The organism is Weissella sp. DD23, from assembly GCF_001579105.1.
GTDB classification, from domain to species: domain Bacteria; phylum Bacillota; class Bacilli; order Lactobacillales; family Lactobacillaceae; genus Weissella; species Weissella cibaria.
Window position 1 is genome coordinate 404,823 of sequence record NZ_KQ970390.1, and the last position, 2,319, is coordinate 407,141.

The following is a 2,319-nucleotide window of genomic DNA, read 5'->3' on the forward strand; positions in this document are numbered from 1 at the left end:
GTTAATTGTCTGCCATTTTGGGGTTGTTCCATTTGACAAATACCACTAGTAAAAACCGCATTGTTTGGCACTGATCGAATCGACCAGTCACGCAAACAATGCGGTTCATTTTTCAAAGCAATGAAATGTCTAACGACTATTCAAGATTACTGTGACGTGCTTTCATAAACGACTCTGTAATTTGATAGCGTTGCATATAATCCATCGTAAAGATGTCACCAAACAACCAAACCGACTCTTCAAATAAACTGCCCATCGGTTGTTTCGTAGCTGTATCGGCATCAGCAAACTTGCTTTTGCCTGCCAGCAGTGTCACAAATTGTGACTGGCGTGCAATTGTACTATCCGTACCGGTGCTCCATAGCCAGATTGTCGCACCTACGTCACTAGCAGTTGCCGCAAATTGAACAAGTTGCGTTGTTTCACCAGAAGAAGACGCAATGACTAACAAATCAGACGCTGTAATTGCCGGTGTCGTTGTTTCACCCACAACAAACGCTTGTTTACCCAACTGCGTAAGACGCATTGCAAACGACTTTAGCGCCAGACCTGATCGTCCAGCACCAGCCAGGAAAATGCGTTCTGATTGATTTACGAGACCGAGTAGCGCTTCGTCATTCACATCATCTACATTTTGTGCCAACTCCGTTAAAACTGTTTGCCAGTTCATCTAAAGGCCTCCAATCTGTTTAATTAGCCTAGCAACTTCTTAAATTCAGCCGCAGCAGCTGTTGGATCATCAACCGTTGCAATTGCACCACCAATAATCAACAAATCAGGATTGGCTGCCTTGATTTCGTCAGCTGCCGCCAACTTGATGCCACCAGCAATGGCTGTCTTAGTGTTAGTGACATTAGCCTTAATCACACTGAACTCTTCAAATGGATCTTGACCCAAAGCCTGTAAATCATAACCCGTGTGAGTACCAATGTAATCGGCCCCAAACGCATCGATTTCACGGGCACGCGTTGCAACATCGCGTACACCAATCATATCAACCAAAAGTTCCTTACCCGCATCGTGAGCAGCCTTGACCGCATCTTGGATTGATTGGTCTTCCGCAACACCCAAAATAGTCGTGATGTCAGCTCCGTACTTAAAAGCTTGACCAACTTCATAAGAAGCCACGTCCATAATCTTTAGGTCAGCAAGCAACGTAATGTCAGGGAAAGTCTCGCGAATCTTTTGCAAGCCTTCTAGACCGAAGTTAATTACCAAAGGTGTCCCATATTCGAAAATATCAATACTATCCTTTGTCTTCTCAATCAATGCGATAGCACCTTGTACGTCTTCAAGATCAATTGCTAATTGTAATTTCATCGTTTAAAACACCTGCCATTTCTTTGTAGTAAGTAATAGTATGGACTTCTTTTGCCATTTTGCAAACTTTTAAGTCATAGCGACGCCAGAAAAAAAGACACCCACTGTCTCAAAACAACAATTGGTGTCTTTTAGAAATTTATCAACCGGTTCCCACAGTTAGCTGATAATTTGTTTATTGCCGGACAACCATGACCGTAACCGGCGCATTCGCTGCAACGTAGCCCGACTGTGTCCCAAAATAGCGATCAGAAAGCGTTCGTTTCGAGTGTGCCCCGATTACAACCAAATTAGGTTTAATAACTGGAATGATGTCACGGACAATCACTTTACCTGGCTCACCGTCACGCAAGACAGTTGCGACCGTTTTGACACCTGCATCAAGGGCTTCTTGCCGGTATCGTTTCAAGGCATTTTCGACGTCGGTGCGCGCATCAGTCGTTCGCTCCTTTGAAAGCGCATCAAACACATTTAACTGATCTTTTTCAAAAATAGACGCGATAATCAACACTGCCCCATCCTCATGGGCTTGGTGGATAGCGTTAGCCAACGTTAATTGACCTAACTCAGAATCGTCCACAGCTGCCAAGATAATGGGATAATCCAATTCATTTTCTGTTGTCATGTTCCTGTCCCCCGTAGCTTTAATTGCCTACCCGTATTATACCGTGTATTTAGTCGAATTTCAGCTTATTTTTGGGGACGATTAATTATAAATACAACCAATGATACAACAACAAGCACTGCTAATACGACCACACCTAGTTGCGATCCGCGGACGACCCCGGTATTCGCATGTGCTGCAACAGCACTTGCAAAGATCTGGGCAACAACCGCCGTAGCACTAGCGCCAATAAACTGGGTTAACGTATTCAAAATGCTGTTGCCATCAGCGTTATCGGCAGCAGGCAACGTTGCCAATGTAATCGTCATCAGGTTGGCATATGACAGTCCAATCCCAACCATCAATAACATGTGTACTGCCATCAGTAACCAGAA

At 44.3% G+C, this 2,319-nt stretch carries 3 protein-coding genes and 1 pseudogene; all 4 read right to left on the bottom strand.

Translation table 11 applies throughout. The features are described 5' to 3' along the window. Positions 1-136: 136 nt before the first annotated feature. Positions 137-670 carry a 6-phospho-3-hexuloisomerase gene (hxlB, locus tag WEIDD23_RS01925; protein WP_062358709.1) on the bottom strand — a complete coding sequence of 178 codons (534 nt, stop codon included), beginning with the start codon at positions 668-670 and terminating at the stop codon, positions 137-139. A 23-nt stretch (positions 671-693) separates the two neighbouring features. Beyond that, positions 694-1,320 carry a 3-hexulose-6-phosphate synthase gene (gene hxlA, locus WEIDD23_RS01930; protein ID WP_010373658.1) on the bottom strand — a complete coding sequence of 209 codons (627 nt, stop codon included), beginning with the start codon at positions 1,318-1,320 and terminating at the stop codon, positions 694-696. A 175-nt stretch (positions 1,321-1,495) separates the two neighbouring features. Beyond that, positions 1,496-1,945, bottom strand: coding sequence for a universal stress protein (locus WEIDD23_RS01935; RefSeq protein WP_010373660.1), 450 nt, complete (start codon positions 1,943-1,945; stop codon positions 1,496-1,498). A gap of 65 nt (positions 1,946-2,010) precedes the next feature. Beyond that, positions 2,011-2,319, bottom strand: a pseudogene (locus tag WEIDD23_RS14325) (MFS transporter); the annotation flags it as partial.